Origin of the sequence: Pseudomonas sp. DCB_BI, from assembly GCF_026240995.1 — a bacterium.
Taxonomy (GTDB): domain Bacteria; phylum Pseudomonadota; class Gammaproteobacteria; order Pseudomonadales; family Pseudomonadaceae; genus Aquipseudomonas.
The window spans coordinates 91,467-117,166 of sequence record NZ_JAPFCG010000005.1 but is presented as its reverse complement, the minus strand read 5'-3'; the positions used below and the strand labels follow the sequence as shown (position 1 = coordinate 117,166).

Sequence of the window (25,700 nt, the reverse complement as noted above, 5' to 3'; positions counted from 1 at the left end):
ACGTGTTGAACCGGGATGAAAGGCCAGCTGCGCTGGCCCACGGCAATCAGACGACGCGAACGCAGATTTCGCCCAGGCCTTCGACGCCACCCACCATCAGCTCGCCAGCGATCACCGGGCCCACGCCTTCGGGGGTACCGGTCATGATCAGATCACCCGGCTGCAGCTCGAAGAAGCGCGACAGGTAGGCGATGGTTTCCGGCACCGACCAGATCAGCTTGTCGATGTCGCTACGCTGGCGGTCCTGGCCTTCGACCTGCAGCCAGATGCCGGCCTGCGCCGGATGGCCAACCTGGCTGGCCGGGTGAAGCGGCCCGATGGGTGCTGAGGCGTCGAATGCCTTGCCGATCTCCCATGGGCGGCCCATTTCGCGCATCTTCATCTGCAGGTCGCGGCGGGTCATGTCCAGGCCCACTGCATAACCGAACACGTGTTCGTTGGCTTGCTCGGGCGCGATGTCGCGCCCGCCTTTACCGATGGCTGCGACCAGTTCGATTTCGTAGTGGTAATTGCTGGTTTGTGCCGGGTATGGCAGCTCCAGGGTCTGGCCGTCGGCCGTGGGTACCACGGCATCGGCCGGCTTGCAGAAGAAGAACGGCGGCTCGCGGTCCGGGTCAAAGCCCATTTCACGAGCGTGGGCAGCGTAGTTGCGGCCCACGCAGTAAACGCGGCGTACAGGAAAGCGCTGGTCGCTGCCGGCGATCGGCAGGCTGGTGGTGGCGGCAGGTGCAAACAGGTAAGTCATGGCAGGGCTCCTTGGATCAATGATGTTCGCGGGCTTCGCGCAGCAGCCCGAGGGCTTCCTGCACCGGCCGATCGGAATAGCTGAACAGCACACACGCGTCGTCCGCCTGCAGGCTCAGCGTTACCCAGCTCGGCACGACGAAGGTGTCCTTGGGCTCGAAATGGAAGGTCTGCCCACCGATGATGGCGCGCCCCCGTCCCTCGACCACCGAGTACACGGTGGCATCGGTGCAGCGGGCAGTCTTGCCGACGAACCCGCGTGGCAGCAGCTGCATGCAGGTACCGATGGTGGGCATGGCCCAGCCGCCAGTGGCCGGGTTGACATACCGCAGCTTCACGCCATCCCAGGCATCCACCTCGCCCTGCTGCTCGAGCGTGGCCAGCGCTTCGCGGGTACGCGTATACGGGTAGCTGAAAATCGGTGAGGTAGCGCCCTGCACCTCATGGCGCAGCGGCAGCATGTTGGCGCCGTAGCGGGCCAGGCTGTTGCCGTCCGGGCGACTGACCGGCTGCACGGCCTGCGGGTAGTTCTCGGCGAAACCGGCGCCATAGAAGCGCACGGTGGGGATGTCCAGGCCGTCGAGCCAGATCACCGGCTCGCCGCCTTCGGTTTCGCTGGGGTTGCCGTGGTCATGCCAGGTCCAGGACGGGGTGATGATGAAGTCGCCCGGGTGCATGGTGGTGCGCTCGCCGTCCACTGCGGTGTAGGCGCCCTTGCCTTCGACCACGAAACGCAGCGCCGACTGGCTGTGGCGGTGGCTGGGGGCAATCTCGCCCGGCAGGATCAGCTGCAGCCCGGCATACAGGCTGGGGGTGATCGAGGCCTGGCCGCGAATACCCGGGTTTTCCAGCACCAGCACCCGGCGCACCGCCTCTTCGGCGCTGATCAGCTGACCGGCCTCCATCAGGTACGGGCGCACTTCACTGAAGCGCCACAGCGCCGGCACGCAGGTGGTGGTGGGCTGCGGCGGTACCAGGTTGTGCAGCTGTTCCCACAGGGGGAACAGCGCCTGGCTGTCGATGCGTTGATAGAAGTCGGCGCGGGCCGTGCCGATGTTGTCGTTGTTATTCATCGCTTCACCTTCGGTGGGCTGGGAAGGGGCGATTGGCAGTGGCAGCGCCCCGTTGTGCGATCGATTAAACGCCCGCCAGGCATACAAAAAAAATGATATTTTCATATGCATCCATACCAAAAAGATGATGAGAGGCACGCCATGCACTGGACCCGCCGCCTGCGCCCAAGGCACCTGCAACTGCTGGTGACACTGGCCGAAACCGGTAACCTCAGCGACACCGCTCGGCAGGCCTACACCACCCAGCCTGGGCTGTCGAAGTTCCTCAAGGAGTTGGAGGAAGATGCCGGCGCCCTACTGTTCGAGCGCCATGCGCGGGGCCTGCGGCCGACCGCCGAAGGTACCCTGCTGGTCAACCATGCGCGGCGCATACTCAGCGAGATGGAGCGCGCACAAAGCAATCTGGATGCCTTGCGCGAAGGCAGCGCACCCAACGTGGCGATAGGCACCTCACCGGCTTCGGCGCCAAGCCTGGTGCCTGACGCCATCCTGTACTTCCTGGAAAAACACCCGAAAGCGCAGGTATCGCTGCAGGAAAGCACGATGAACGTGCTGCTCGAACGCCTGCAACTGGGCCAACTGGATGTGGTGGTCGGGCGGGTCGACAACTACCAGCCCAGCCAGGCCCTGCATAGCGAGATGCTGTTTCGCGAACCCATGCAGGTAGTCGCCCGCCCCGATCACCCGCTGGCCGCGCGCAAGGGCCTGAGCTGGGATGACCTGTATGAGTACGATTGGCTGTTGTGGCCGCCTGCCACGCCGATCCGCAACCGACTGGACACGGCCCTGAGCAACGCCGGGCGCAAGCCGTTGCCGTGCCGCATCGAATCGTCGTCGCTGATGGCCAATTTGTGGTTGATGCAGAACAGCGACATGCTGTCGGTGGCGTCCGGGCGGGTGGCCGAGCATTTCCATGGGCGCGGGTTGTTGCGCCAGCTGGATTTCGAGCTCGAGGCCGAAGGCTCGATCGGTATGTGCTGGCGTGATGAACCGCATATCGAAGGGGCAGTGCTGGATTTGCTGGAGAGCCTGCGCGAAGCGGCCCGCAGCCCCATTCGCAAGCCTTGACCGGTGCTGGTTTCTGCGCGGGCCGAACGTTCAGGCCGCGACGCCGTCATAACCTGAGCCGGTGCCGACACGCAAAGAGGACGCGAAATGACCCAGCCCGACCCGTCGTACGTCAAATGGCTCGAAGACCGCGCCATGCTCAAGGCCTCCCAGGACCGGGCCAGCCTGTACTCAGGCCAGTCGCGACTGTGGCAACAACCCTATGCCGAAGCCCAGCCCCGCCGAGCCACGGAAATCGCCTCCGTCTGGCTCACCGTCTACCCCGACGCCATCATCGCCCCTGAGGGCTGCTCAGTCCTTGGCGCCCTGGCCCACGAAGCACTGTGGAAGCGCCTGTCGGAAATCGGCGTGCAGGGCCTGCACACCGGCCCGATCAAGCTGTCCGGCGGCATTCGCGGCCGCGAGCTTACCCCCAGCGTGGACGGCAACTTCGACCGTATCAGCTTCGACATCGACCCGCTTTACGGCAGCGAGCCGGAGCTGATCCAGATGAGCCGCATGGCCGCCGCGCACAATGCCGTGACCATCGACGACCTGATCCCCTCACACACCGGCAAAGGCGCCGACTTCCGCCTGGCCGAGATGGCCCACGCGCCTTACCCGGGGCTGTACCACATGGTCGAAATTCGCGAGGAAGACTGGCCGCTGCTGCCGGAGGTGCCGGGAGGCCGTGATGCCGTCAACCTGCTGCCCGCCCAGTGCGACGAACTCAAGGCCCGCCATTACATCGTCGGCCAACTGCAGCGGGTGATTTTCTTCGAGCCTGGGGTGAAGGAAACCGACTGGAGCGCCACACCGCCCATCACCGGTGTCGACGGCAAGACCCGGCGCTGGGTGTACCTGCACTACTTCAAGGAAGGCCAGCCATCGCTGAACTGGCTGGACCCGACCTTTGCCGCCCAGCAGATGATCATTGGCGACGCCCTGCACGCGCTGGACTGCCTGGGCGCACGCGGCCTGCGCCTGGACGCCAACGGCTTTCTCGGCGTGGAAACCCGCGCCAGCGGTACCGCCTGGTCGGAAAGCCACCCGCTGTCGATCGTCGGCAACCAGTTGCTCGGCGGCATGATCCGCAAGGCCGGTGGCTTCAGTTTCCAGGAGCTGAACCTGACCCTCGACGACATCGCCCAGATGTCCAAGGGCGGTGCCGACCTGTCCTACGACTTCATCACCCGGCCGGCCTACCAGCATGCATTGCTGACCGGCGACACCGAGTTCCTGCGCCTGATGCTCAAGGAAATGCACGCCTTCGGCATTGACCCGGCCTCGCTGATCCATGCCCTGCAGAACCACGACGAGCTGACCGTGGAGCTGGTGCATTTCTGGACCCTGCATGCTCACGACATGTACCTGTACAAGGGCCAGACCCTGCCAGGCAGCATTCTGCGGGAACATATCCGCGAAGAAATCTACGAACGGCTGTCGGGCGAGCATGCTCCGTACAACCTGCGCTTCGTCACCAACGGCATCGCCTGCACCACCGCCAGCCTGGTTGCGGCGGCATTGGGTATTCGCGACCTGGAACAGATTGGCGCAGCGGACATCGAGCTGATCCAGAAGGTGCACCTGCTGCTGGTCATGTACAACGCCATGCAGCCCGGGGTGGTCGCGCTGTCTGGCTGGGACATGGTCGGCGCCCTGCCCTTGCCGGCCGAAGCCGTGGCCGAGCGCATGCTGGACGGCGATACCCGCTGGATTCACCGCGGTGGCTACGACCTGGCCGGGCTGGACCCGCAGGCCGAGACATCGGTGCGCGGCATGCCCCGCGCCCGGGCGCTGTATGGCAGCCTCGATAACCAGCTGGAGCACGCCGATTCGTTCGCCAGCAAGGTCAAGAAGCTGCTCGCGGTACGCCAGGCCTATGGCATCGCCACCAGCCGCCAGGTACTGGTGCCCGACGTGAGCAGCCCAGGTTTGCTGGTCATGGTGCATGAGCTGCCGGCGGGGCGCGGCATCCAGATCAGCGCCCTGAACTTTGGCCAGGACGTGATCGCCGAGGAGCTGCATCTGACCGGATTCACGCCGGGCCCGGTGGTGGACATGATCAACGAGACGGTCGAGGGCGACCTGACCGAAGATGGCCGGCTGATGGTGAACCTGGACCCGTACGAAGCGCTGTGCCTGCGCATCGTCAACAGCAGCGGCCATGTCTGACTGTCGGTAAGGCTGCTCCACGGTGTGGGAGCAGCCTGCCACTGCCTGCCCAAGCGATGAAGCCTTGCAGGCGCCCTGGCCCTGACCGGGTTGGAAATGGCTGCCCCAATCCCCCAACCTTGGGGAACGCTGCCCACCGGCAACACGCGGGCGGCAGCCCTGCCGAAAAACCGCACGCCCCGTTCTACAAGGCCTGCAACGCAATTATCAGGTTTTGGCACAGCTCTTGCCGACTACCTCCCAGACGCCCCAAGTCCATGGGCCCGTTTGCAGGAGGAATTGACTCATGCACCGACCGATACCCCACCCGCTGGCAGTGGCGATTTTCGCCGGCATGCTCCAGCTCCCGGCGCAGGCTGCCTTGAATGCTGTCGATCCAGGCGCCTATGTCCCCGCCAACGGTGGCTTTCCCGCCTGGTACCAGGACAGTCACGGTCGTACCCTCGACCTGTGCCTGACCAAAGCGGTCAGCTCACGTGTAGCCGGCGCACCCGGCGCCCCGTCGTACATGTGCACACTGTTGCCCACCCCCGGCGTGTTCGACGATACCCAACCCATCGTGTTCCCCACCAACTTCCCGGACGAAGCGTTCTGGTTCACTGCCGACGCCGCCATTGTCGATGCCACCCGCGGTATCGACCTCAGCTATGGCACGGCGATCGAAGCGGCATTTGCCGCCGAGGAACCGGTCGAAGGCGACCAGGTCAGCTTCGCCCGGGTACGCATCCGGGTAGATGTGCCGACCGCCGGTACCTACGTCATCACCCACCCGTACGGCGTCGAGGTATTTGACGTTCCCGCCGCCGGACGCCGGGCAATCAACATGACCCGCGACATCGGCATCGCCGGCGCCGGCGACTTCACCGGCGCCCTCAAGGGTGACGTCGGGCCGTTCCTGCGCAGTGTCAATGGCCCCTACACCGAAGGCAGCGAGCGCTTCATTGGAGACCCGAACCTGGAAGAAAGGGTCACAGGCAGCCCGTTCAACACCAACTATGTACGCATCGAAGGCCCGGGTGGCATCGACCTGCGCACCGAGCTGTTCTCGATCTCGGGCAAGCTCTCGACCGTCGCCCTGCCGACCCCGCTGATGCCACAGCGCAGTACGTATTCACGGCACAGCGAGGACGGCGACCTGCGCGCCCAGCAGGATATCTTCGTGATGGCCCCGCCGCCGCCCGCCAGCGTCACCCTGACCAGCCAGACACCCAACCTCAACCTCACCGAGGCCAACGGGACCGGCGCCTGGTACGCCCAGTCGGCGCTTAACCCCGCCGCTGGCACCCTCGTCACGCTGACTGCCGACAACAGCGTGGCCATCCCCACCAGCAGCCTGACCACGAGCAACCTGCCGCTGACCGACCTGGTCACCATCACCCAGGCCCAGTACCGCCTGTCCACCGGCGAACTGACCCTGGTCGCCAGCACCAGTGACGAAACCACCCCACCGGTCCTCACCGCTCATACCGGCAACGGCACGTTGATCGGCAACCTGGGCGGCAGCGGCGCAGTGAAGACGTTGAGCACGACCCTCTCGCCCATTCCGCCGGCCAAGGTGCAAGTCACCAGCGCCAACGGTGGTAGCGACACCGAAGACGTGGTGCTGGTGCCATGAACAGACAAAGGCTCAGCCTTCAAGGAGGCAGCATGAACACTTGGTCGCGCCGTGCGCTGTTGGCCGCCGGTTTCTCCCTCACCGTTACCAGCGCCGCGTTTGCCGCGCTGTCTGATGTCGACCCGGGGCCCTACACCTTCGCCACCGGTGGCTACCCGATGTGGTACAAGGACGGCCTGGACCAGTCCTTGGAGCTGTGCCAGTCACGCGCCACCAGCACCCGGGTGCCGGGCACCCCGGCTGCCCCGTCCTACATGTGCACCCTGCTGCCCGAACCCGGCATCTACGATGACGCGCTGCCCCTGGTGTTCCCCGACAACTGGCCGCCGGAGATGTTCTGGTTCCTGGCCGAAGCTACCATCCCCGCCGTCGGCAACAGTGGCTACGAGCTCGATGCCTACGTCGCCGGCCTGGAAGCGGCCTTCGCCGCCGAAAACCCGGTAGACGGCGACCAACAGAGCTTCGCGCGCATACGGATCCGGGTCTCGGTACCGACTGCAGGCGTCTACACGATCACCCACCCCTATGGTGTGGAGACGGTCAACGTCGCCACGCCCGGGCGGCGTGCGATCAACATCACCCGCGACGTCGGCATCGGCGCTCCCGGCAACTTCACCGGGGCCCTCAACGGCGCCCTGGGGCCATGGCTGCGCGGCGTGGGCGGGCCCTACACCGAAGTCAACCCCGACACTGGTGCCAGCGAAACCTTCATCGGTGACCCGAACCGCCCTGAAGCCGTGGTCGGCAGCCCGTTCAACACCAACTTCATCCGCATCGACGGCCCTCCCGGGCGGATCGAGACAGCACTGTTCACAGTCTCGGGCAAAGTGCTGGACCAGCGCGCGCAAACGCCGGTATCCCTGGAACGTGCCACCTACTCGCGCAACGCAACCGGTACGCGTACCGAAGTGTTCGCCAAGGCCCCCAAAGAGGCCAGCCTGTGCATGCGCAACGGTATCGCCTTGGTCGGCACCCCACCTTCGCCCTGCCAGTTCACCCTCACCGCCGACAACAACGGGCTGTTCTTCCACCAGCAACCCAGTACCGACGCACCGCCAACGGTGGTTGTGGTCACCGCCAGCAACACGGCGGGCGGCACCCAGCCGACCGCGCTGTCGAGCAAGCTCACCGACGTGGTCAAGGTCAGCACCGCACGCTACGACTGGGCCAACAAGCGCCTGCTGATCGAGGCCAGTTCCAGCGATGAAGTGGCGATCCCGGACCTGCTTGCCCAAGGCTATGGCCGCATGTCCAAGTCGGGCACGCTGCAAAGCCTGACCGTCAACGACGTGGCGCAGCCACCGGCCACCGTCACAGTCAAGTCCGCACGCGGCGGTAGCGATGTCGAGCCGGTGATCGTGGTCGGCAACGCACCGGTCGAGGCTGCCAACCAGCCACCGCTGGCCCAGGCCGATATCGGCAGCACCAGTGTCGGAGTACCGATTACCCTGAACCTGCTGCAGAACGACAGCGACCCGGACGGTAACGTACCGTTGACCATCAGCGACCTCACCCAACCAGGCACTGGCCTGGGCGGGGTGGTGCTCAACGGCACCACATCGATCACCTACACACCGCCACCCGGCGCCACGCAACCGCTGGTAGCCACCTTCAGCTACCAGGCGATGGATGCCAAAGGCCTGAAGTCGACACCGGCCACGGTCACCATCAACGTTGCGCCTAACCAGGCACCCACCGCCAACCCGGAGACCGTCGCTACCCTGGGCGTACCACTGACCATCAATGTGCTGGCCAACGATACCGACCCGGAAGGCAACCTGCCGTTGGCCGTGGCGGCCGTAACCCAGCCAGCCGCCGGCCGTGGCACGGTCAGTACCGACGGCGCCACCGTGACCTACACCCCTCCAGCCACCGTGACCACTGCCTTCAGCACCACGTTTACCTACCAGGTACGCGACTCGCTCGGCGCGCTGTCGACGCCGGGTACGGTCACCGTCAACGTGTCGCCACGGCCTGCCGCGGAAACCTTCACAGTCACGGCAGCCACGGTCACGGCGCGCTCCAACAACCGTTACAACTGGGACATCAGTGGCACCTCATCGGTGACTACCGGCAACGTCGTCACCGTGCGGGTCACCACCACCACCGGCGTGCAGACCCTGGGCACCACCACCGTCCCGGTCACCGGCCGCTGGCGCCTGGCGGTCAGTAACAGCACCACGATAATCCCGACCGCCGCGCCGACGGCGACCATCACCACCAGCACGGGGACCACCCGCACCGTCAACGTGGTCGTGCAGTAACGGCGGGGTAACGCGATGAAACGCTTGTATCCAGTGCTGCTCAGCCTGGCCCTGGTGGGCCAGGCCAGTTGGGCCGACGACCTGATGGACAATGCCGACCTTGCACCCGGCAACGACCTCGGCGAACCGCTGATCATCCGCCTGCTGCCGGTCGGCGCTGGCCAGGCCGCGGTGATCGAGCAGCAAGGATCGGGCAACCGCGCCGCCCTCGACCAGAACGGCCAAGCCTTGCTGGGCCGTATCGTCCAGGCCGGCGGTGCGCAGGAAGCCTACATCCTGCAAGAAGGTAGTGACCTGATGGCCAGCATCAGCCAGCAGGGCAATGGCAACAGCGCGTCGATCCGCCAGAGCGGCAGCAGCAACAGCGCTGCCATCGAGCAGATCGGCAACGACAACAGCGCCAGCATCGTGCAGTCCGGCTCGGGCCTCAACAGCTCCGTGACCCAGGCCGGCAATGGCCAGCATGTTCAGATCACCCAATTCCGATAGACCTGGAGGCACCACCATGTACAAGCTCGCTCCCTTAAGTGCCGCTATCGTCCTGGCCTTGGCAGGCCAGGCCATGGCTGCTGACAGCACCTCGTCACAGACCCAGGACGGCAAGGAAAACATCGCCGAGGTCAGCCAGACCGCTGCCCCCTTTGCTTCAGCCACCCAGAACCAGACAGGTAAAGGCCATAACCACCTCGCGGTGCAATCCGAGAGCACCAGCGACATCCAGCAAAGTGCCAATGGCTCGTACAACGCTGGGTACGCCGAGCAGCTGTTCGAAAACGGCAGCCAGATAACCCAGCAGGCCAGCGGTAACTACAACGATGCCTTCGCCAGCCAGTCGTTGGGCACCAGCAACGAGGCCCTGCAAACCCAGCAAGGCGCCGAGAACCGCTCGACCGTGTGGCAGGACAGCCAGGAAGGCAGCAAAGCCACCACCTGGCAATCCGGCCAACGTAACGAAGCCTTCGTCGAGCAGACATTCGGCGGTACCAATAACCGCAGCACCGTCAACCAGACCGGCCAGGACAACTACGCGGCGGCAGAGCACCTCAACTACATCGATGGCGATATCCAGGTGTACCAGGATGGCCGCGAAAACTGGGCCTACGGCGACCAGCGCGACGGCACCGGCGGCACCATCGGTATTGGCCAGTACGGGACTGGCAACTCGGTCGAAGTGTGGCAGGACAACCAGCTTGGCAGCCAGGCCTCGGTCATCCAATCAGGGCAGCTCAACGAGGGCTACATCGACCAGAGCTTCGGTACCGACAACAAGGTCAGCCTTTCGCAACAAGGCCGCGCCAACGCCAGCTGGTCGGACCAGTTCGAGACCAACAATTCGAACACCACCATTACCCAGACCGGCAACAACAACCTGCACTACACCTACCAGAATGGTGAGAACCTCAACCTGACCATCAACACCAAGGGCAATGGCAACACCATCACCGCCAGCAACTGGAAAGGCGCCAAGATGGGTGGCCAGTTCGGTACCAACCAGACCGCCACCATCAACCAGAACGGCAACGGCAACGGCGTGAACCTGACCCAGAACGGTGAAAACCATGTGGCCACGCTGAACCAGAAAGGTACCGGCAACCAGATGCAGACCAAGCAGGCCGACAGCAACAACGAGCTGTACTTCGAGCAGAACGGTACCGACAACATCCTGATCGCTGACCAGCGCGGCACCGATAACTATGCCTACGGCAATAGCCAGGGCACCGGTAACGCGATCAACCTCGACCAGTCGGGCTACAGCAACCAGAGCTATACCAACCAGCTGTACGGTAGCGGCAACGAAGCCACCATCAAGCAGACTGACAGCATCAACGTCGCTTACGTGACCCAGGGAGGTCAGGGCAACAAGGCGTTCGTCGACCAGAGCGGTATCGCGCAAACCGCCACTATCACCCAGCTGGGCAGCGCGAACATGGCCACTGTGACCCAGAAGTAAACCTTTCCCCCTTGAACCGCGGTGCTCCTCTCCCTGGTGCCGCGGTTCCTTTTTCTGGGGCTCGACAAACGACGGCCTGTTGAAGCAACCCGTGCTGCGAACGTGATGTAATTGTCGCTGATCCCGCAAATAGGCCAGCCGCGAAAAGCGCATTACAATTGGCCTACCTGAACCGATGCCCTGCCCATGATCCAGTCCGACCTCGACCTGTTCGGCCATCAGCCGCAACGCCTGGCCAGCCACACGGTGCTGCTGCCGGGGTTCGCCCTGGCCGAAATCGAGCCGGTGCTCGACGCCCTGCGCCCGGTGCTGCGCGCCGCCCCATTGCGCCACATGCACACCCCGGGAGGCTTGCGCATGGCGGTAGGCCTGACCAACTGCGGCGCACTGGGCTGGGTCAGTGACGAACAGGGCTATCGCTACAGCGCCAGCGACCCGCTCAGCGGCCAACCCTGGCCCGCCCTGCCCCAGGTTTTGCTCAGCCTGGCCGCCCGTGCCGCTGCTTTGGCGGGGTTCGATGGCTTCGTCCCGGACGCCTGCCTGGTCAACCATTACCTGCCCGGTACCCGTCTGAGCCTGCACCAGGACCGCGACGAGCAGGACTTTGGCCAGCCCATCGTTTCGGTGTCGCTGGGCCTGCCGGCGGTGTTCCTGCTCGGCGGGCTGCAGCGCGCCGACAAGACCCGACGCGTACCACTCAGCCACGGCGATGTACTGGTGTGGGGTGGCGAAGACCGCTTGCGCTTCCACGGCGTGCTACCGATCAAGCCAGGCGTGCATCCGCGACTGGGCGAACGGCGCATCAACCTGACCTTGCGCAAGGCCGGGCCCTGAACAAGGCCGGTCATGTGCCGCTCGGCGCAAATACGATGACCGCTGATGAAACACGTTGAACATCTTCGCCAGGCAAGCTTCAAATGATAAGCCGCGCCTTACTCTGCCTGGAGCCAGCCATGCCCAATCCGCCCAGTCTGTCGAACCGTCGCAACGGAGCCCCGCACTGATGAAGATGCCCGGCCGTGCACCCAATGCCTCGTTGCAACTCGATTACGTCCGCGACACCTTGTTCGGCCCGGTGGCGCAGAGCGTGGAATGCCAGTGCCAGCTTGCACCGCTCAACCTGCAAGGCCGGCCGGCACTGCGCCTGCATATCTGTCCGCCGTTGCCCGACAAAGTCGACCGTGCCCACAGCATGGCGTTCATGTGGGATGGGCGCAGCTACCACGGTGTAGTCCGCGACAAAGGCAAATGTGGCGACGGCGGCATGAACCTGCTGCTGGAGCTGCAGTAAGCCGATCAACGGACACCATCCCGGCTGAACCGGCTGCGCGCCGCGTGTCTCCATAGCAAAAGGGCCAATACCTGCTGGAGTACGCCATGAACAGTCCGTTGCTCAAGCTCTTTACCCACCCGGCCGACGCTTGGCTGGAGATCCGCCGGGCCGAGGAAGATCACCCACAGCAATACCTGCCGCGCCTGCTGATGCTGGCGCTGATCCCTGCCGTATGCCTGTTTGTCGGCACCACCACCTTTGGCTGGAGCCTCGCGGCCGAGGAGCGGGTACGTCTGAGCATGGGCAGCGCCGCGCAACTGGCGGGGCTTTTGTATGCCTCCACGGTCATCGGCGTGATGCTGATGGGGGTGATCATCCGCGGGATGTCACGCGGGTTCGATGCGCAACCCAGCCTTAACCAGTGCATCGGCTTTGCCGCCTACTGCGCGACACCGTGGTTCTTTGCCGGGGTGGTCGGCCTGGTGCCGATTCGCTGGGTGGCGTTCAGTGCGCTGCTGGCCGCCTCGGCCTATGCCAGTGTTTTGCTGTATGGCGGGTTGCAGACGTTCCTGCGGCTGAAGAAGGAGCAGGCCATGCTATTCGCGACATGCGTCTGGGGCGTGGGCTTGCTGGTGATGGTGACCATTCTGGTCGCGATGATCCTGTTCTGGTTCAATGGCCTGATGCCGGAATACGTACGCCCGGCCAGCCTGGGCTGACCGGGGCACGCGCGCGTTCAGGCAATCGCCTTGACCGGCGTCGGGCGGGTGTCACGCAGCGCATGCAGTTGCCCGACCAGGTTTACCACGTCACGGCAACTGTTGAGGTTTTGCAGCGGAATCCCGAGCGTCACACCCTCGTCAAGACTCTGGCCCTGGCCGAGGCGGATAGTCAGGGTGGTGCCGTCCGGGCAGCTGACTTCACAGCGATCCGGCAGGCAGGCCTGCTCGATCATCTGCCGCATCTCTAGCATCGAAACTCCAATCAACGACATGGTACGACCCTCTCTGTGGGATGGCCTGTTATGTGTAAGTACGCCTTTTTCGGGCGGGGCGCCAATTGATAATGCCCATGCCCTGTTGGACGTCCATGCGCCAGGGCAATGATCATGCGGGGAATCCTCTAGCACCTTAGTGGAAGATCGCTCGCCACGGCTGGGTGTTCGAATGGAATGGCGAACTTAGCGACGAGTGGTCCCAACAGGACTCAGCGATGCCCACAGGTGCTGTGCCGCGTAGGCCCGCCAGGGGCGCCACGCCAGTGACCGTTCGGCGAGTCGAGCCTGTTCACCTTCGAGCAGGCGCAATGCCTTGATCAGGGCCACGTCACCCAACGGCAAGGCATCGGCTGCGCCAGCCTGGCGCAGCGCCAGGTACTGTGCACTCCATGGGCCGATACCTTTCACCCTGCACAGGTTGCTCAGCAGGTCATTCAGCATTTGGCCGGGACGCAGCAGTCCTGGTGCAGCAAGCAAGGCATTGGCCAGGGTGCCTAGGGTCGCGGCGCGTGCCCTGGGCATACCCATGTTTTCGAACTGCGCAGTGGCCAAGGTTGCCAATGCCGGGAACACATGGCTCAGACCCGTCGCGGTAAAGCGCAGGGGCACGCCGTGGCGCTGTACCAGGCGGCCAGCCAGGGTCATGGCGCCGGCTACGCTGATCTGCTGGCCCAACACCGTACGCATGGCTTGTTCACACGCGTCCCACCCTTGTGGCACGCGCAGGCCTGGTCGGTAATCAAGCAAGGTTGCCATCAAAGGGTCCCGCGACAGATCGGCACGGATGCGCGCGGGGTCGGCGTCCAGGTCGAACACCCGCCTCAGCTTCGCGATCAGGCCTGGCAACGCCGATGATGGAACGCCTTCAAGGTGGATACGCAACTGGTCGCGCGCAGGGGTGGCGTGCAGCACAGCGTGGCGGCCAGCGACGACCAGCGTGCGGCGATAGGTGCCGTCGTCGCAGGTCTCGATGCCAGGGATGCAGCGGGCGGCGAGAAAGGCCAGGGTCGAGGGCCAGTGGTATGGGGCACGGTAACGCAGCCACAGGGTGTGGTGGCTGAGGGTGGTGGACGACCGGCGTACGGCGTGCAGGGGTGATAGCTTGGGCATGGGCCGATCATGCCAGAAATCGCCGGGGGCCAGTTCCTGTTCAAGGGCGCAGGCGCGCGCCGGGTCCCAGACGCGATGCAAGGCCGCTGCCCCAGGTAAACGCGCATTCCTGTGGCAGCGGCCCAGCTTTCAACCCTGCATCTGCCCGAAGCGCCCGGCATGGAAGTCGTCGAACGACTCGGCGATTTCCGCCTGGCTGTTCATCACGAACGGGCCATAGCCAACGATCGGCTCATCGATCGGTTCACCGCTGAGCAGCAGCACACTGGCACCGTCCAGCGCTTCAACGCTAACGTTCTCACCTGCCCGGTCCAGCAACACCAGGCTGGACGGCCCGGCCTCGCGCTCGCCATTGACCCGCAAGTTGCCGCGCAACACCACCAACGCCGCATTGCGCCCGGCGGCCACCGGCAGTTGCAGGTTGGCGCCAGCGTTCAGCCGCAAGTCCCAGACATCCATGGGGGTAAAGGTTCGCGCCGGCCCTTGATGGCCACGGTAGTCACCGGCAATCACCCGCAGGCTACCGGCACCCGCGTCCAGTGCCACCACCGGGATATCATTGGCCAGTAACGTCTGGTAGCCGGCCGCTGCGCGCTTGTCCCGCGCCGGCAGGTTGACCCACAGCTGAACCATCTCCAGCGTACCGCCACTGTTGGCAAACCCCGGGGAATGGAACTCTTCATGGATGATGCCATTGGCAGCGGTCATCCACTGCACATCCCCAGGGCCGATCAAGCCACCCGCCCCCGTCGAGTCACGGTGCTCCAGTTCGCCCTGATAGACGATGGTCACTGTCTCGAAGCCGCGGTGCGGGTGCTGACCAACGCCGCGGCGGGCATGGGTTGGGGCGAAATCATGCGGGCCAGCATAGTCCAGCAGCAGAAACGGGCTGATGCGGCTGGCCAGGTTGTCGTATGTGAACAGGCTGCGCACCGGAAAACCATCGCCCACCCAATGGGCGTGAGGGCTGCTGTAGGTACCCAGGATCTTTTTCATGAGAAGGCTCCTCTTGGCTGGGATAACCTTATCAATGATGCCAATTTATCGATAGACAGAAGAAACAGGCCAGATCGTTCCATGGATGGAACAGTCAGTGCTGCAAGAAATTCAGCACCTGCTCGGCAGCCATCGCCGGGTCTTCCTGCATGAAACAGTGCCCACCGGCGACCTGTTGCGCACTGACATGACTGTTGAGTGCCGCCAACCGGTTCACCGAGCGCGGCACGAACGGGTAAGTATGCTCGCCATACAACACCCGCGTCGGCGTGCGGATTGCGCCAAGGCTGGCCCACATGCGCGTTGGGAACGAGCTGAAGATTTCCACCTCACGGCTGGGTCGACACTTGAGCACCACGGCTTCGCCACAGTCGCCGATGGCATGCTCCACGTAAGCCTGCAGCGCCGCATCGGTCCAGCCTTTGAAGATGCCACGGCCGTGCAGCGATGCCAGCGCCGCTTCACGGTCAGGCCAGTGACTGCGCCGGCCGGCAGCCTTGCGCGCCAGCGCATGGCGCTGGTGCAGGCCGACCAAGGCGGCCGCGCCCATCACCCCGAGCATGCGCCGGCTGAACAATACCGGGTCGAGCAGTACTGCACGGGCGAACAACTGCGGGTCGCTGGCCAGGATCAGCCCGGTCAGCACACCACCGAAACTGTGGCCAACGGCAAAACGCGGTACCTCGCCGTACTCGCCACGGCCGGCTTCAAACGCCTCCACGGCCAGCGCGGCGGTGCGGTTCCAACCCCGAAACACCCCGCCGTGGTCGCTGTCACCATGGCCTTGGACATCACACAGCCACAGGTCGAAATGCTCGCCCAGGCGCATCAGTAACGGTTGGTAGGCCAGGCAGCAGAAACCATTGCCATGCAGGAAATGCAGCAACGGCTTGCCACTGGCCGGCGTCCGCCAGCCACGCAGGGTGAAGCCTTCGGCGCATTCGTGGGACCAGGGAATCAACTGCATGGGTTCGCTGTACTCGCAGAACTAGGAGAACGCAGATTCTACAAACAGCAGCGGGTACAAAGAAATCACCAGCAGCAGGGCCATCAGGACATTGAACAGCATCAGCCAGCGGGGATTCTGCAACAGGTTGCGCAGGGCGCTGCCGAACATGACCCATATCCCCACACTCGGCAGGTTGACCAAGGCGAACAAGGCGGCGATCACGATCACGTTGGTGACATAGCCTTGCGCGGGGGTGTAGGTGGTGATCGCCCCGACCGCCATTACCCATGCCTTTGGGTTGACCCACTGGAATGCCGCCGCGCCCCAGAAGCCCAGTGGCTTGCGGGCGCTGGACGAGGCCGTGCCGACCGGCCCTGACGTAGCGATTTTCCACGCGAGGTACAGCAGGTACGCTGCGCCGGTGTAACGCAGCACCGTATAAAGCGCTGGCCAAGCCTTGAAAACCTCGCCCAGGCCCAGGCCCACGGCCAGGACCATCACCATGAAGCCGCAGCTGATGCCCAAGGCATGGGGGATCGAACGGCGCACGCCGAAGTTCACGCCCGAAGCCAGCAACATGGTGTTGTTGGGACCTGGAGTGATCGAAGACACGAACGCGAACAGCACGAAGGCGGTCAGCAGGTCGGCAGAGGCAAGCATGGCGGGGCATTCCACTTTCGTTATAGGTGCTGTCACACTAACGGAGTCGCCCCCCCTGCGACCGATACAGTTCAATTAAATTATGCAGATACACATCACTGTATCGTTATCGTGAATCAAGGAAGCCGTCCTCATGACCCTGACCATTCGCCCTGCCATCCGTACCGATGCCGAACAGATTCTGGCCTTCATCACCGAACTGGCCGAGTACGAACGTGCCCGCCACGAGGTGGTCGCCACCCTGGCTGACATCGAGCACAGCCTGTTCGACGAGGGCAGCACAGTGCACAGCCTGATGTGCGAACGCGATGGCCGGGCAATCGGCTATGCCGTGTATTTCTATAGCTACTCGACCTGGCTCGGACGCAATGGCATCTACCTGGAAGACTTGTACATCACGCCCGAGCAGCGCGGTGACGGTGCTGGCCGGCAATTGCTGCAGCACATTGCCCGCGAGGCGGTGGCTAACAACTGTGGGCGGCTGGAGTGGAGCGTGCTGGACTGGAACGAGCCGGCGATCGGCTTCTATCAGAAGCTCGGGGCCGAGGCGCAGGATGAGTGGGTCCGCTACCGGTTGGAGGGGGAAAAACTGGCCGCGTTCGCCCGGGGTTGATTGGCGAGGGTATAAAACCCTGCCTGAAAGCGCTTCGGCTCGATCCACCCTTTCGCAGCACAAGGCCGCGCCTGCAGGATCTGGCAATTGACGCCACGCCCGCCCCATGCTCTCCTTATGCCTCGCGTTCAGGTGCCCCTTTGGGGTGAAACGGGAAACCGGTGCGTCGCAGGCCCTCCAACAGGGCCGGACAATGCCGGTGCTGCCCCCGCAACGGTAAGCGAGTGAAACGTCTGTACCACTGTGCCTTGTAATGCGGCATGGGAAGGTGACGTTTTCAAGGAGCCCAGCTCTTCCTCGCAAGCCCGGAGACCGGCCTGGCGTTCATGAACACCCCGCGGTGGGCGGGCGCTGTTGCATTCCCCTGGGCGAGCGTGCCCGGGGCTGCCGCGCTTGCCCATTGCCCACAAAAAAGCAGAGGACCGCGTCATGCCCGTCACCAGCGCCAAGCCACACAGCCTTGCCACCCCCGTTACCCTCAGCCAGCGCGTAGTCATCGCTGTCGGCGCCAGCCTGCTGGGCCTGTGCCTGGTGTATTTCGCCGGTTTCTCGCACATCGAGGCCGTGCACAACGCCGCCCACGACACCCGCCACAGCGCCGCCTTCCCCTGCCACTGACTGAGTACGCCCGATGATCACGCGCATTGCCCGTACCGCGGGCTTCAGCGGGCTGCTTGCGGCCTTGTTGCTGACGCTGTTGCAAAGTTTCTGGGTCGCCCCGCTTATTCTCCAGGCGGAAACCTACGAGTCCTCGGCCCCGGCCGCCCACCACGAACATGGCAGCGAAGCACCTGCCCATGAACACAGCGCCGAAGCCTGGTCGCCGGAAGACGGCTGGCAGCGCGTACTGTCCACCACCGGCGGCAATCTGGTAGTCGCGGTCGGCTTCGCCTTGATCCTCGCCGCCCTGTACAGCCTGCGCGAGCCAAGGCGCATCGGCACTGGCGCCTGGTGGGGCCTGGCCGGATTCGCCGTGTTCTGCCTGGCCCCGACCTTGGGCTTGCCGCCGGAACTGCCAGGTACTGCGGCTGCCGACCTGGGGCAACGTCAGGCCTGGTGGATCGGCACCGCCAGTGCTACAGCCCTGGGCTTGGCGTTGCTGGTGTTCGCCCATCACTGGCTGCTGAAGGCGCTGGGTGCCGTATTGCTGGTCATTCCCCACGTCATCGGTGCACCACAACCCGAGGTGCACGAAAGCCTGGCCCCCGAAGCGCTGGAAACCCAGTTCAAGCTGGCCTCCTGGCTGACCAATGCCGCCTTCTGGGTGGCCCTGGGCCTGCTCAGCGCGTGGCTGTTCCGCCGCTCCAGCCAGGCCTGATGCAGACCTTCTACGCAGGCATCGGCTGTCGCCGGGGTTGCCCGGCGGATACCCTGCACCACCTGCTGCGCCAGGCGCTGGATCACCAGGGCCTGGCGTTGGCCGACCTGCGCGGCATCGCCAGCATCAGCCTGAAGGCCGACGAACCTGGCTTGCAGCTGCTGGCCGAACGCCTCGGCGTGCCTTTGGTGCTGTACCATGGCACGCAACTGCAAGCTTACGCGCCATTGCTCAGCCACCGTTCAGCCACGGCCCATGCCCACACTGGCTGCTGGGGTGTGGCCGAGAGCGCGGCACTGGCCCTGGCCAGCCAACGACTGGGCACCGCCAGCCTGCTGCTGCCCCGCCAGGTACTGGGCCAGGCGACCCTCGCCCTGGCCTGCTGAACGCTTCATTACCCTCTTCACTGCAAGGACTTTCCATGACCGTCTACTTCATCGGCGCCGGTCCCGGCGACCCGGAACTGATCACGGTCAAGGGCCAACGGCTGATTCGCCAATGCCCGGTGATCATCTACGCCGGCTCGCTGGTGCCTGCCGCCGTACTCGAAGGGCATCAGGCCGACACCGTGATCAATAGCGCCGAACTGCACCTGGAGCAGATCATTGCGGCCATGCACGACGCCCATGAGCGCGGCCAGGATGTGGCCCGGGTACACAGTGGCGACCCCAGCCTGTACGGCGCCATCGGCGAGCAGATCCGCCACCTGCAGGCACTGGGCATCGATTACCAGATCATCCCCGGGGTCACTGCCACAGCAGCCAGCGCCGCCCTGCTCGGCTGCGAACTGACCCTGCCGCAGGTCGCGCAAACGGTGATTCTCACCCGCTATGGCGACAGCTCCCCCATGCCGCCCGGCGAACAGCTGCACGACCTGGCGCGCCATGGCAGTACCCTGGCGATTCACCTGGGGGTCAAGCACCTCGCGCGCATCGTCGACGAGCTGTTGCCGCACTACGGCGCGCACTGCCCGGTCGCAGTGGTACACCGGGCCACCTGGCCAGACCAGGACTGGGTACGCGGCACGCTGGGCGATATTGCCGAGCGTGTAGCAGCCAAAGACTTTCGCCGCACGGCGCTGATCCTGGTGGGCCATGTACTGGGCGATACGCCGTTCGCCGAATCCGCCTTGTACCGCGCCGGGCACGCCCACCTGTATCGCCCAGGTGACTGAGCATTGCCAGCCAGACCGCGGGCATAGCAGACTCCGGGTTCCCGCCCGCGTACAGGAGCCATGCCCATGCTGGAATTACGCCCCAACTGTGAATGTTGCGATACCGACCTGCCGGGCGACAGCCCTGACGTGCTGATCTGCTCCTTCGAATGCACGTTCTGCCGTACCTGTGCCGAAACCCGTTTCCAGGGCCGCTGCCCGAACTGCAGCGGCCAACTGGTCGCGCGCCCAACGCGGGTCGGGCAGGCATTGGCCAACAACCCTGCCTCCACCCAGCGCATCAACAAAGCACACTCAGCCTGCGCGTGATCGGCCTCAAGAAAACGACATCACCGCTTCTACAGGGTGATGTTTCCCGTTTTTTGTAGGACTTTTCAACAACAGCCGCAGGTACTTTCAACACTTCTATACTCGGCATTACCAAACCTCGGGAATGGTCGTATCGTGCAGCGCTTCCGATAATCCTACTTGCAGACGTATTCCTGAGTGTTCCAGGAAACGGACCACATCCCGACAGGAGTTTTCTTCATGACAACCGTGCTGATCGTCGACGACCACCCCATCGTCCGGCTGTCTTTGCGCATGATGCTCGAACGCGAACGCTTTCATGTGGTTGGCGAGGTGGGCAATGGCAGTGAAGTGGCACAGGTAGCCCGCGAACTGCGCCCGGACGTCGTCATTCTCGACATTGGTCTGCCAGGGCTGGACGGCATGGAGGTCATCAAACGCCTGCAATGCCTGGAGCCTGTACCGAAGATCATGGTGCTCACCGGCCAGGCCACCGACCTGTACGTACGCCGTTGCCTGGATGCCGGCATCGGCGCCTTCGTCACCAAAGAAGAAGATCACGACGCCCTGCTGTTCGCCCTCAAGGCATTGGTCAAGGGCTATTCGACCTTTCCGCAGATGTCGGTCAACAGCAATTCGCTCGACAGCGAGCCGGTTCGCCTGGCCAGCCTGTCCAACCGTGAAATGGAAGTGTTGCGGCGCCTGGCACGTGGCGAGAACAACAAGAATATCGGCACCTGCATGAACCTCAGCGCCAAGACCATCAGCACCTACCGGGGCCGCATCATGGAAAAGCTCAAGACCGAATCACTGGTGGAAATGGTCGACCTGGCCAAGCGCAACAGCGTCTACTGAGCGCCTAAACGCATGAAGCGCCTGATGGCGAGCGCCCTGGTGACCATTGCCCTGGTCCATTGCAGCGCGTTGCTGGCCGATAGCGAACCCCGCCAGTTACTGGCGCGCTCGGTCAGTGCCGCAGCCCCGCTGGTGCTGTCCAGTGACGACCGCCACTGGCTACGACAACACCAACGGCTGGTACTGGGCAGTTCGCGCCCCGACTACCCACCGTTCGAAATCAACGTCAGCCAGCATGACTACGAGGGTTTGAGTGCCGATTATGCCGGCATCATCGGCGAACAACTGGGCATTGCCATCGAGGTACGTCGCTACAACAGCCGTCACGAAGCCATCACTGCGCTGCGCGAGGGGCGCATTGACCTGCTGGGCAGCTCCAACGCCTTCGAGGCCGCGGACGCCCAGCTCACCCTCAGCACGCCCTATGCCGACGACCTGCCGGTGATCATCACCCGTGAAGGGCGCAGCCTGAAGCACACACCCGACCTCGGTGGCCTGCGCCTGGCCATGGTCGATCACTACCTGCCGGCCAGCAGCGTGCGCAACCTGTACCCCAACGCGCAGCTCAGCCTGTACCGCTCGACCCTGGCCGGGCTCGCGGCTGTCGAGCTGGGCGAGGCAGACGCGTACCTGGGCGATGCCATCAGCACCGATTTCATCATCGGCAAGAGCTTTCAGGGTACGCTGAAGATCGATCACTTTTCCCCTGCATCCCCCGAACCCTTCGCCTTTGCCCTGGCCCGCGACAACCTGCGCTTGCGCCAGCTGGTCGACAAGGCGCTGGCGCGCATCAGCGAGAGCGAACGCTTGAACATCCTGCGCCGCTGGAGCAGCGGCAACACCAGCTTGCTGCTACAACGCCACTTGACCGCCCTCAGCAACGAAGAGGAAGCGTGGATTGCCGAGCACCCCGTCGTCAGCGTGTTGGTCAATACTTCGCTGGCGCCCCTGACGTTCAACGATGCCAAGCACCACCCCAGCGGTATAACCCTCGACCTGCTGAAGCAGATCGCCCTGCGTACCGGGTTGCAATTCAAGCCTGTCGAAAGCACTTCGGCCTCCGCCATGGTCGAGCGCCTGCGCAAAGGTGATGCGATGATGATCGGCGCCTTGGGCTACAGCGCAGACCGTTTGAAGCAACTGCGCTACACCCGGCCCTACCTGATCAGCCCACGAGTACTGGTCACACGCAGTGATCATCCCTCCCCCGCACAAACCAAGGCGCTGGACGGCCAGCGCATCGCCCTGGTTCGAGGATCGCCGCAACGGGCAGCCCTGCAACAACGCTACCCGCAAGCCCGCCTGGTGGAGGTGGACAACCCCCTCGGGCTGATGGAGGCCGTGGCCAATGACCGCGCCGACGTTGCCTTGAGCAGCCATATCAATGCTGCCTACTACATCAACCATGTGTTCAAGGACCGCCTGCGCATCGCCAGCGTACTTGACGACGAGCCGGCCATTGCCGCTTTCGCCGTGGCCGCCGACCAGCCGCAGCTACAGGCCATTCTCGACAAGGCGCTCTTGAGCATTCCGCCCGAAGAGCTCGACCAGCTGATCAACCGCTGGCGCACCAGCACCCTGGTCAGCGACAGCCCATGGCGCGATTACCGCACCCTGGCCCTGCAGGTGCTGGTGCTGTCGGCACTGCTGCTGGCCGGGGTGGTGTTCTGGAACAGCTACCTGCGCAAGCTGATCAACCAGCGCACCGAGGCCCAGCATGCGCTGCAGGCCCAGCTGGCGCTGAGCCGCGGGCTACTTGAGCAGCTGCGTCAAGCCAAGGACGACGCCGAACAGGCCAGCCAGACCAAAAGTACCTTCCTGGCCACCATGAGCCATGAAATACGCACCCCGATGAATGCCGTGATCGGTCTGCTGGAGCTGGCCCTGGAAGACTGTCGCAGCGGGCGCAGCGATACCCAGACCCTGCAGACCGCACACGATTCGGCCATCGGCCTACTTGAGCTGATTGGCGACATTCTCGATATTTCCCGCATCGAATCCGGCCACATTACCCTGCAGCCGGTGCCCACCGACCTGGTCGAACTGGTGCGCGCGACGCTGCGGGTGTTCGACGGTAATGCCCGGGCCAAGGGGCTGCACCTGCACAGCGAACTGCCGTCAGAACCGCTCTGGGTGCTAGCCGACCCGCTGCGGCTCAAGCAGGTCATGTCCAACCTGATCAGCAATGCCATCAAGTTCACCGACCGTGGTGAAGTGCAGGCCAGCCTGCTACTGCCCAAGGTCGCCGGGCACGACATGCTGGCCATCGAGATGAATGTGCGCGACACCGGTATCGGGATCAGCCCCGCCGACCAGGCGCGGTTGTTCAATGCCTTCGTCCAGGCTGAAGGGCCGAGGGCACGGCAAGGTGCTGGCCTGGGCCTGGTCATCAGCCGCACCCTGGCCGAATTGATGGGCGGCGTGTTGACCCTGCAGAGTGTCGAAGGCGTTGGTACCCGGGTACAGGTCAACCTGCAACTGCCCACCTGCGCTGCGCCGGCCCAAGCCACACAGATGCTGCCGCCGGAAACCCGCAGCGAACCGCTGAACATTCTGGTGGTCGACGACTATCCCGCCAACCTGCTTCTATTGGAGCGGCAACTGCACACCCTGGGGCACCACGTTACCCTGGCGGAGAACGGCGAAGTCGCCCTTGCCCACTGGCAGGCCGGGCGCTTCGACCTGGTGATAACCGATTGCAGCATGCCCGTCATGGACGGGCACGAACTCACGCGCTGCATTCGCGCCATGGAAAGCGAACGCGGCCTGTTACCGTGCTGGATCCTGGGTGTCACGGCCAACGCCCAGGCCGAGGAACGCGCCCGCTGCCTGGCCAGTGGCATGGATGAATGCCTGTTCAAACCGATCGGCCTGCGCACGCTCAAGACCCACCTGCCTCAGGCCCGCCCCCGGCAACACAAGGCGGTAGCAGGCCGTGGGGCGCTCAACCTGGCCGAACTGCGCCACCTGACTCAGGATGACGAGCAACTGACTCGGCACCTGCTGGAGCAACTGTCAGTGAGTGTTGGCGAAGACCTGGCCACGTTGCGCGCGTTGGGCCCGGATGCCTCGGATGAAGCCGTGCGTACCTTGGCCCATCGCATCAAGGGTGGCGCCAAGATGATCAGGGTGCGCACCGTGGTCAGGGATTGCGAAGCCATCGAACAGGCCCACACAGAGGGTCTATCGACGGTGGAACAGCGTGCGCACCTGGAGGCCAGCCTGCAGGTGCTGCTGGACGAGATGCGCGACGCGCTCAATGCAATTGCAGCGTCGAACTGATCTGGCTGATGGCATCTACCACGTGCCGTGAGCCCTGCTGGATTTCCATGATTACCGTCCCGGCCTCGTTGGCCAACGCCACCCCATGGCCGGTACGGTTCAGGCTCGACTGCATGCTGGCCACCGCCAGTAGCGACAGGTCGTGGTTCTGTCGCACCACATCGACGATTTCCAGCGTGGCCTTGCTGGTGCGCGCCGCCAGGTTGCGCACCTCGTCGGCGACCACGGCAAAGCCGCGCCCGTGCTCGCCGGCCCGGGCCGCCTCGATGGCCGCGTTGAGCGCCAGCAGGTTGGTCTGGTCGGCAATGCCGCGAATGGTCAGCACGATCTGACCGATCACATCCGACTGCTTGCTGACCGCATCGATGCTGCGCGCCGCGTCGTTCAGTTCCTGGGAAATCTGCTCGATCACCTGCACCGTCTGCTGTACCACCTCGGTCCCTTTGCGTGCGCAGGCGTCAGTCTGCACCGAACTGGCATGGGCGGCATCGGCAGCGCTTTGTTGGGTACAGATCTGGTGGGTGATATCGCTGGCGAACTTGACCACTTTGTAGAGGCGGCCCTTGCTGTCGAAGATCGGGTTGTAGGAGGCCTCGAGATAGACCGTCTGGCCCTGCTTGTTGACGCGTTCGAAACGGTGCGAGTGGTATTCGCCACGGTTGAGCGATGCCCAGAACTCCCGGTATTCGGCCGACTCGCGCTCATGCGCCAGGCAGAACAGCCCGTGGTGCCGGCCGACCACTTCATCGAGCCGGTAGCCCATGGTATCGAGGAAGTTCTGGTTGGCCTTGATCACGCGGCCTTGCGGCGTGAACTCGATCACCGCCATGGAGCGGCCGATGGCCTTGAGCAGGCTTTCACTTTCGTGTTCGAGCATCACCCGCTGGCTGATGTCGGCAGCCACCTTGATCACGCTGGTGACCTGGCGCTGGTCATCCAGCACAGGCATGTAGCTGGCTTCCAGCCAGACTTCGCGCCCGGCCTTGTCCACCCGCTCGAAGGTACCGCTGATGGCCTTGCCCTGCCCCAGCTCGCGCCACAGTTGCTGGTATTCGGCACTTTTGGCGTAGTCCGCCTCACAGAACAGCCGGTGATGCTTGCCCCGCAGCTCGTCGGCGCTGTAGCCCATGGCCTGGCAGAAGCGCTCGTTGGCATCGAGGATGGTGCCGTCGGGCGTGAACTCGATCATTGCCATGGAACGGCTGATGGCGGCCAGTTTGGCCTGTGCATTGGCCAACGCCTGATGACTGCGCTGGATCTCGACCAAATCTGCTTTGCGGTGGAAATCGAACATGACGCAGGGCTCCCTTATGCGC

24 protein-coding genes, 2 pseudogenes and 1 riboswitch are annotated in these 25,700 nt (G+C 64.1%); of the genes and pseudogenes, 17 read left to right on the top strand and 9 right to left on the bottom strand.

The window, feature by feature from the left end:
- Nucleotides 1–46 precede the first annotated feature (46 nt).
- On the bottom strand, nucleotides 47–745 hold the full coding sequence (locus tag OO258_RS07395; RefSeq protein WP_110742960.1) for a fumarylacetoacetate hydrolase family protein: 699 nt from the start codon (nucleotides 743–745) through the stop codon (nucleotides 47–49).
- Nucleotides 746–761: 16 nt separating this feature from the next.
- Nucleotides 762–1,817 (bottom strand): gentisate 1,2-dioxygenase, encoded by a 1,056-nt coding sequence (gene gtdA / locus OO258_RS07390; RefSeq protein ID WP_266029515.1) that lies wholly within the window; start codon nucleotides 1,815–1,817, stop codon nucleotides 762–764.
- A gap of 141 nt (nucleotides 1,818–1,958) precedes the next feature.
- Here gtdA and OO258_RS07385 point away from each other — a divergent pair, with 141 nt between their 5' ends.
- The 9 genes from OO258_RS07385 to OO258_RS07345 all read left to right on the top strand — a co-directional run bounded on the left by OO258_RS07385 (nucleotide 1,959) and on the right by OO258_RS07345 (nucleotide 12,861).
- Nucleotides 1,959–2,885, top strand: a complete 927-nt coding sequence (locus tag OO258_RS07385) for a LysR substrate-binding domain-containing protein (RefSeq protein ID WP_266029512.1) — start codon at nucleotides 1,959–1,961, stop codon at nucleotides 2,883–2,885.
- Between the two features lie 87 nt (nucleotides 2,886–2,972).
- Nucleotides 2,973–5,039 carry a maltose alpha-D-glucosyltransferase gene (gene treS / locus OO258_RS07380; RefSeq protein ID WP_266029511.1) on the top strand — a complete coding sequence of 689 codons (2,067 nt, stop codon included), beginning with the start codon at nucleotides 2,973–2,975 and terminating at the stop codon, nucleotides 5,037–5,039.
- Nucleotides 5,040–5,325: 286 nt separating this feature from the next.
- Nucleotides 5,326–6,654: a hypothetical protein gene (locus OO258_RS07375; protein WP_266029510.1), complete on the top strand. Its 1,329-nt coding sequence runs from the start codon at nucleotides 5,326–5,328 to the stop codon at nucleotides 6,652–6,654.
- A gap of 32 nt (nucleotides 6,655–6,686) precedes the next feature.
- Nucleotides 6,687–8,918, top strand: coding sequence for an Ig-like domain-containing protein (locus tag OO258_RS07370; protein WP_266029509.1), 2,232 nt, complete (start codon nucleotides 6,687–6,689; stop codon nucleotides 8,916–8,918).
- Between the two features lie 15 nt (nucleotides 8,919–8,933).
- Complete coding sequence (locus tag OO258_RS07365; protein ID WP_266029508.1) at nucleotides 8,934–9,407, top strand: curlin; 474 nt, start codon at nucleotides 8,934–8,936, stop codon at nucleotides 9,405–9,407.
- 16 nt (nucleotides 9,408–9,423) lie between these two features.
- The gene (locus tag OO258_RS07360) at nucleotides 9,424–10,869 is read left to right on the top strand and encodes a curlin (protein WP_266029507.1); all 1,446 of its coding nucleotides are present in this window, start codon (nucleotides 9,424–9,426) and stop codon (nucleotides 10,867–10,869) included.
- Between the two features lie 186 nt (nucleotides 10,870–11,055).
- Entirely contained in the window at nucleotides 11,056–11,703 is a 648-nt protein-coding gene (gene alkB, locus OO258_RS07355; protein ID WP_266029506.1) for a DNA oxidative demethylase AlkB, read from the top strand.
- 169 nt (nucleotides 11,704–11,872) lie between these two features.
- Entirely contained in the window at nucleotides 11,873–12,160 is a 288-nt protein-coding gene (locus tag OO258_RS07350) for a hypothetical protein (protein WP_266029505.1), read from the top strand.
- A gap of 86 nt (nucleotides 12,161–12,246) precedes the next feature.
- Nucleotides 12,247–12,861 (top strand): Yip1 family protein, encoded by a 615-nt coding sequence (locus tag OO258_RS07345; protein WP_266029504.1) that lies wholly within the window; start codon nucleotides 12,247–12,249, stop codon nucleotides 12,859–12,861.
- A 17-nt stretch (nucleotides 12,862–12,878) separates the two neighbouring features.
- Here the strand turns inward: OO258_RS07345 and OO258_RS07340 are convergent, their stop codons facing one another.
- The 5 genes from OO258_RS07340 to OO258_RS07320 form a co-directional block, all read right to left on the bottom strand.
- Nucleotides 12,879–13,136, bottom strand: a complete 258-nt coding sequence (locus OO258_RS07340) for a DUF1652 domain-containing protein (RefSeq protein WP_266029503.1) — start codon at nucleotides 13,134–13,136, stop codon at nucleotides 12,879–12,881.
- Between the two features lie 186 nt (nucleotides 13,137–13,322).
- Entirely contained in the window at nucleotides 13,323–14,249 is a 927-nt protein-coding gene (locus OO258_RS07335; RefSeq protein ID WP_266029653.1) for a DNA-3-methyladenine glycosylase family protein, read from the bottom strand.
- Nucleotides 14,250–14,378: 129 nt separating this feature from the next.
- Nucleotides 14,379–15,245 (bottom strand): pirin family protein, encoded by an 867-nt coding sequence (locus tag OO258_RS07330; RefSeq protein WP_266029501.1) that lies wholly within the window; start codon nucleotides 15,243–15,245, stop codon nucleotides 14,379–14,381.
- Nucleotides 15,246–15,339: 94 nt separating this feature from the next.
- On the bottom strand, nucleotides 15,340–16,212 hold the full coding sequence (locus OO258_RS07325) for an alpha/beta fold hydrolase (RefSeq protein ID WP_266029500.1): 873 nt from the start codon (nucleotides 16,210–16,212) through the stop codon (nucleotides 15,340–15,342).
- Between the two features lie 21 nt (nucleotides 16,213–16,233).
- Complete coding sequence (locus OO258_RS07320) at nucleotides 16,234–16,854, bottom strand: LysE family translocator (protein ID WP_110742993.1); 621 nt, start codon at nucleotides 16,852–16,854, stop codon at nucleotides 16,234–16,236.
- A gap of 133 nt (nucleotides 16,855–16,987) precedes the next feature.
- Here OO258_RS07320 and OO258_RS07315 point away from each other — a divergent pair, with 133 nt between their 5' ends.
- The 8 genes from OO258_RS07315 to OO258_RS07280 all read left to right on the top strand — a co-directional run bounded on the left by OO258_RS07315 (nucleotide 16,988) and on the right by OO258_RS07280 (nucleotide 24,384).
- Nucleotides 16,988–17,467: a GNAT family N-acetyltransferase gene (locus OO258_RS07315; RefSeq protein WP_266029498.1), complete on the top strand. Its 480-nt coding sequence runs from the start codon at nucleotides 16,988–16,990 to the stop codon at nucleotides 17,465–17,467.
- Nucleotides 17,468–17,580: 113 nt separating this feature from the next.
- Nucleotides 17,581–17,803, top strand: a riboswitch (cobalamin riboswitch).
- A gap of 93 nt (nucleotides 17,804–17,896) precedes the next feature.
- Complete coding sequence (locus tag OO258_RS07310) at nucleotides 17,897–18,085, top strand: CbtB domain-containing protein (RefSeq protein ID WP_110742999.1); 189 nt, start codon at nucleotides 17,897–17,899, stop codon at nucleotides 18,083–18,085.
- Between the two features lie 13 nt (nucleotides 18,086–18,098).
- Nucleotides 18,099–18,785 (top strand): CbtA family protein, encoded by a 687-nt coding sequence (locus OO258_RS07305; protein WP_266029496.1) that lies wholly within the window; start codon nucleotides 18,099–18,101, stop codon nucleotides 18,783–18,785.
- Complete coding sequence (locus OO258_RS07300) at nucleotides 18,785–19,171, top strand: cobalamin biosynthesis protein (RefSeq protein WP_266029495.1); 387 nt, start codon at nucleotides 18,785–18,787, stop codon at nucleotides 19,169–19,171. Before OO258_RS07305 ends, OO258_RS07300 begins: the two co-directional genes overlap by 1 nt.
- Before the next feature lie 35 nt (nucleotides 19,172–19,206).
- A complete protein-coding gene (gene cobM / locus OO258_RS07295; protein WP_110743004.1) occupies nucleotides 19,207–19,959 on the top strand; it encodes a precorrin-4 C(11)-methyltransferase in 753 nt (250 codons plus the stop codon).
- A gap of 66 nt (nucleotides 19,960–20,025) precedes the next feature.
- Nucleotides 20,026–20,268 (top strand): DUF1272 domain-containing protein, encoded by a 243-nt coding sequence (locus OO258_RS07290; protein WP_266029494.1) that lies wholly within the window; start codon nucleotides 20,026–20,028, stop codon nucleotides 20,266–20,268.
- Nucleotides 20,269–20,487: 219 nt separating this feature from the next.
- Nucleotides 20,488–21,102, top strand: a complete 615-nt coding sequence (locus tag OO258_RS07285) for a response regulator transcription factor (protein ID WP_266029492.1) — start codon at nucleotides 20,488–20,490, stop codon at nucleotides 21,100–21,102.
- A gap of 12 nt (nucleotides 21,103–21,114) precedes the next feature.
- Entirely contained in the window at nucleotides 21,115–24,384 is a 3,270-nt protein-coding gene (locus OO258_RS07280; RefSeq protein WP_266029490.1) for a transporter substrate-binding domain-containing protein, read from the top strand.
- On the opposite strand, the pseudogene OO258_RS27610 reads toward OO258_RS07280, so the two are convergent.
- A pseudogene (locus OO258_RS27610) lies at nucleotides 24,359–24,790 on the bottom strand (methyl-accepting chemotaxis protein); the annotation flags it as partial. The gene OO258_RS07280 and the pseudogene OO258_RS27610 sit on opposite strands and share 26 nt — an antisense overlap.
- Nucleotides 24,791–24,895: 105 nt before the next feature.
- Nucleotides 24,896–25,678: pseudogene (locus OO258_RS27605) on the bottom strand (PAS domain-containing protein); the annotation flags it as partial.
- Nucleotides 25,679–25,700 lie beyond the last annotated feature (22 nt).

Excerpts from the sequence above, each read along its gene's own strand:
- OO258_RS07395 (WP_110742960.1), bottom strand. The coding sequence starts at position 745 with ATGACTTACCTGTTTGCACCTGCCGCCACCACCAGCCTGCCGATCGCC.
- gtdA (WP_266029515.1), bottom strand. The coding sequence starts at position 1,817 with ATGAATAACAACGACAACATCGGCACGGCCCGCGCCGACTTCTATCAA.
- OO258_RS07385 (WP_266029512.1), top strand. The coding sequence starts at position 1,959 with ATGCACTGGACCCGCCGCCTGCGCCCAAGGCACCTGCAACTGCTGGTG.
- treS (WP_266029511.1), top strand. The coding sequence starts at position 2,973 with ATGACCCAGCCCGACCCGTCGTACGTCAAATGGCTCGAAGACCGCGCC.
- OO258_RS07375 (WP_266029510.1), top strand. The coding sequence starts at position 5,326 with ATGCACCGACCGATACCCCACCCGCTGGCAGTGGCGATTTTCGCCGGC.
- OO258_RS07370 (WP_266029509.1), top strand. The coding sequence starts at position 6,687 with ATGAACACTTGGTCGCGCCGTGCGCTGTTGGCCGCCGGTTTCTCCCTC.
- OO258_RS07365 (WP_266029508.1), top strand. The coding sequence starts at position 8,934 with ATGAAACGCTTGTATCCAGTGCTGCTCAGCCTGGCCCTGGTGGGCCAG.
- OO258_RS07360 (WP_266029507.1), top strand. The coding sequence starts at position 9,424 with ATGTACAAGCTCGCTCCCTTAAGTGCCGCTATCGTCCTGGCCTTGGCA.
- alkB (WP_266029506.1), top strand. The coding sequence starts at position 11,056 with ATGATCCAGTCCGACCTCGACCTGTTCGGCCATCAGCCGCAACGCCTG.
- OO258_RS07350 (WP_266029505.1), top strand. The coding sequence starts at position 11,873 with ATGAAGATGCCCGGCCGTGCACCCAATGCCTCGTTGCAACTCGATTAC.
- OO258_RS07345 (WP_266029504.1), top strand. The coding sequence starts at position 12,247 with ATGAACAGTCCGTTGCTCAAGCTCTTTACCCACCCGGCCGACGCTTGG.
- OO258_RS07340 (WP_266029503.1), bottom strand. The coding sequence starts at position 13,136 with ATGTCGTTGATTGGAGTTTCGATGCTAGAGATGCGGCAGATGATCGAG.
- OO258_RS07335 (WP_266029653.1), bottom strand. The coding sequence starts at position 14,249 with ATGCCCAAGCTATCACCCCTGCACGCCGTACGCCGGTCGTCCACCACC.
- OO258_RS07330 (WP_266029501.1), bottom strand. The coding sequence starts at position 15,245 with ATGAAAAAGATCCTGGGTACCTACAGCAGCCCTCACGCCCATTGGGTG.
- OO258_RS07325 (WP_266029500.1), bottom strand. The coding sequence starts at position 16,212 with ATGCAGTTGATTCCCTGGTCCCACGAATGCGCCGAAGGCTTCACCCTG.
- OO258_RS07320 (WP_110742993.1), bottom strand. The coding sequence starts at position 16,854 with ATGCTTGCCTCTGCCGACCTGCTGACCGCCTTCGTGCTGTTCGCGTTC.
- OO258_RS07315 (WP_266029498.1), top strand. The coding sequence starts at position 16,988 with ATGACCCTGACCATTCGCCCTGCCATCCGTACCGATGCCGAACAGATT.
- OO258_RS07310 (WP_110742999.1), top strand. The coding sequence starts at position 17,897 with ATGCCCGTCACCAGCGCCAAGCCACACAGCCTTGCCACCCCCGTTACC.
- OO258_RS07305 (WP_266029496.1), top strand. The coding sequence starts at position 18,099 with ATGATCACGCGCATTGCCCGTACCGCGGGCTTCAGCGGGCTGCTTGCG.
- OO258_RS07300 (WP_266029495.1), top strand. The coding sequence starts at position 18,785 with ATGCAGACCTTCTACGCAGGCATCGGCTGTCGCCGGGGTTGCCCGGCG.
- cobM (WP_110743004.1), top strand. The coding sequence starts at position 19,207 with ATGACCGTCTACTTCATCGGCGCCGGTCCCGGCGACCCGGAACTGATC.
- OO258_RS07290 (WP_266029494.1), top strand. The coding sequence starts at position 20,026 with ATGCTGGAATTACGCCCCAACTGTGAATGTTGCGATACCGACCTGCCG.
- OO258_RS07285 (WP_266029492.1), top strand. The coding sequence starts at position 20,488 with ATGACAACCGTGCTGATCGTCGACGACCACCCCATCGTCCGGCTGTCT.
- OO258_RS07280 (WP_266029490.1), top strand. The coding sequence starts at position 21,115 with ATGAAGCGCCTGATGGCGAGCGCCCTGGTGACCATTGCCCTGGTCCAT.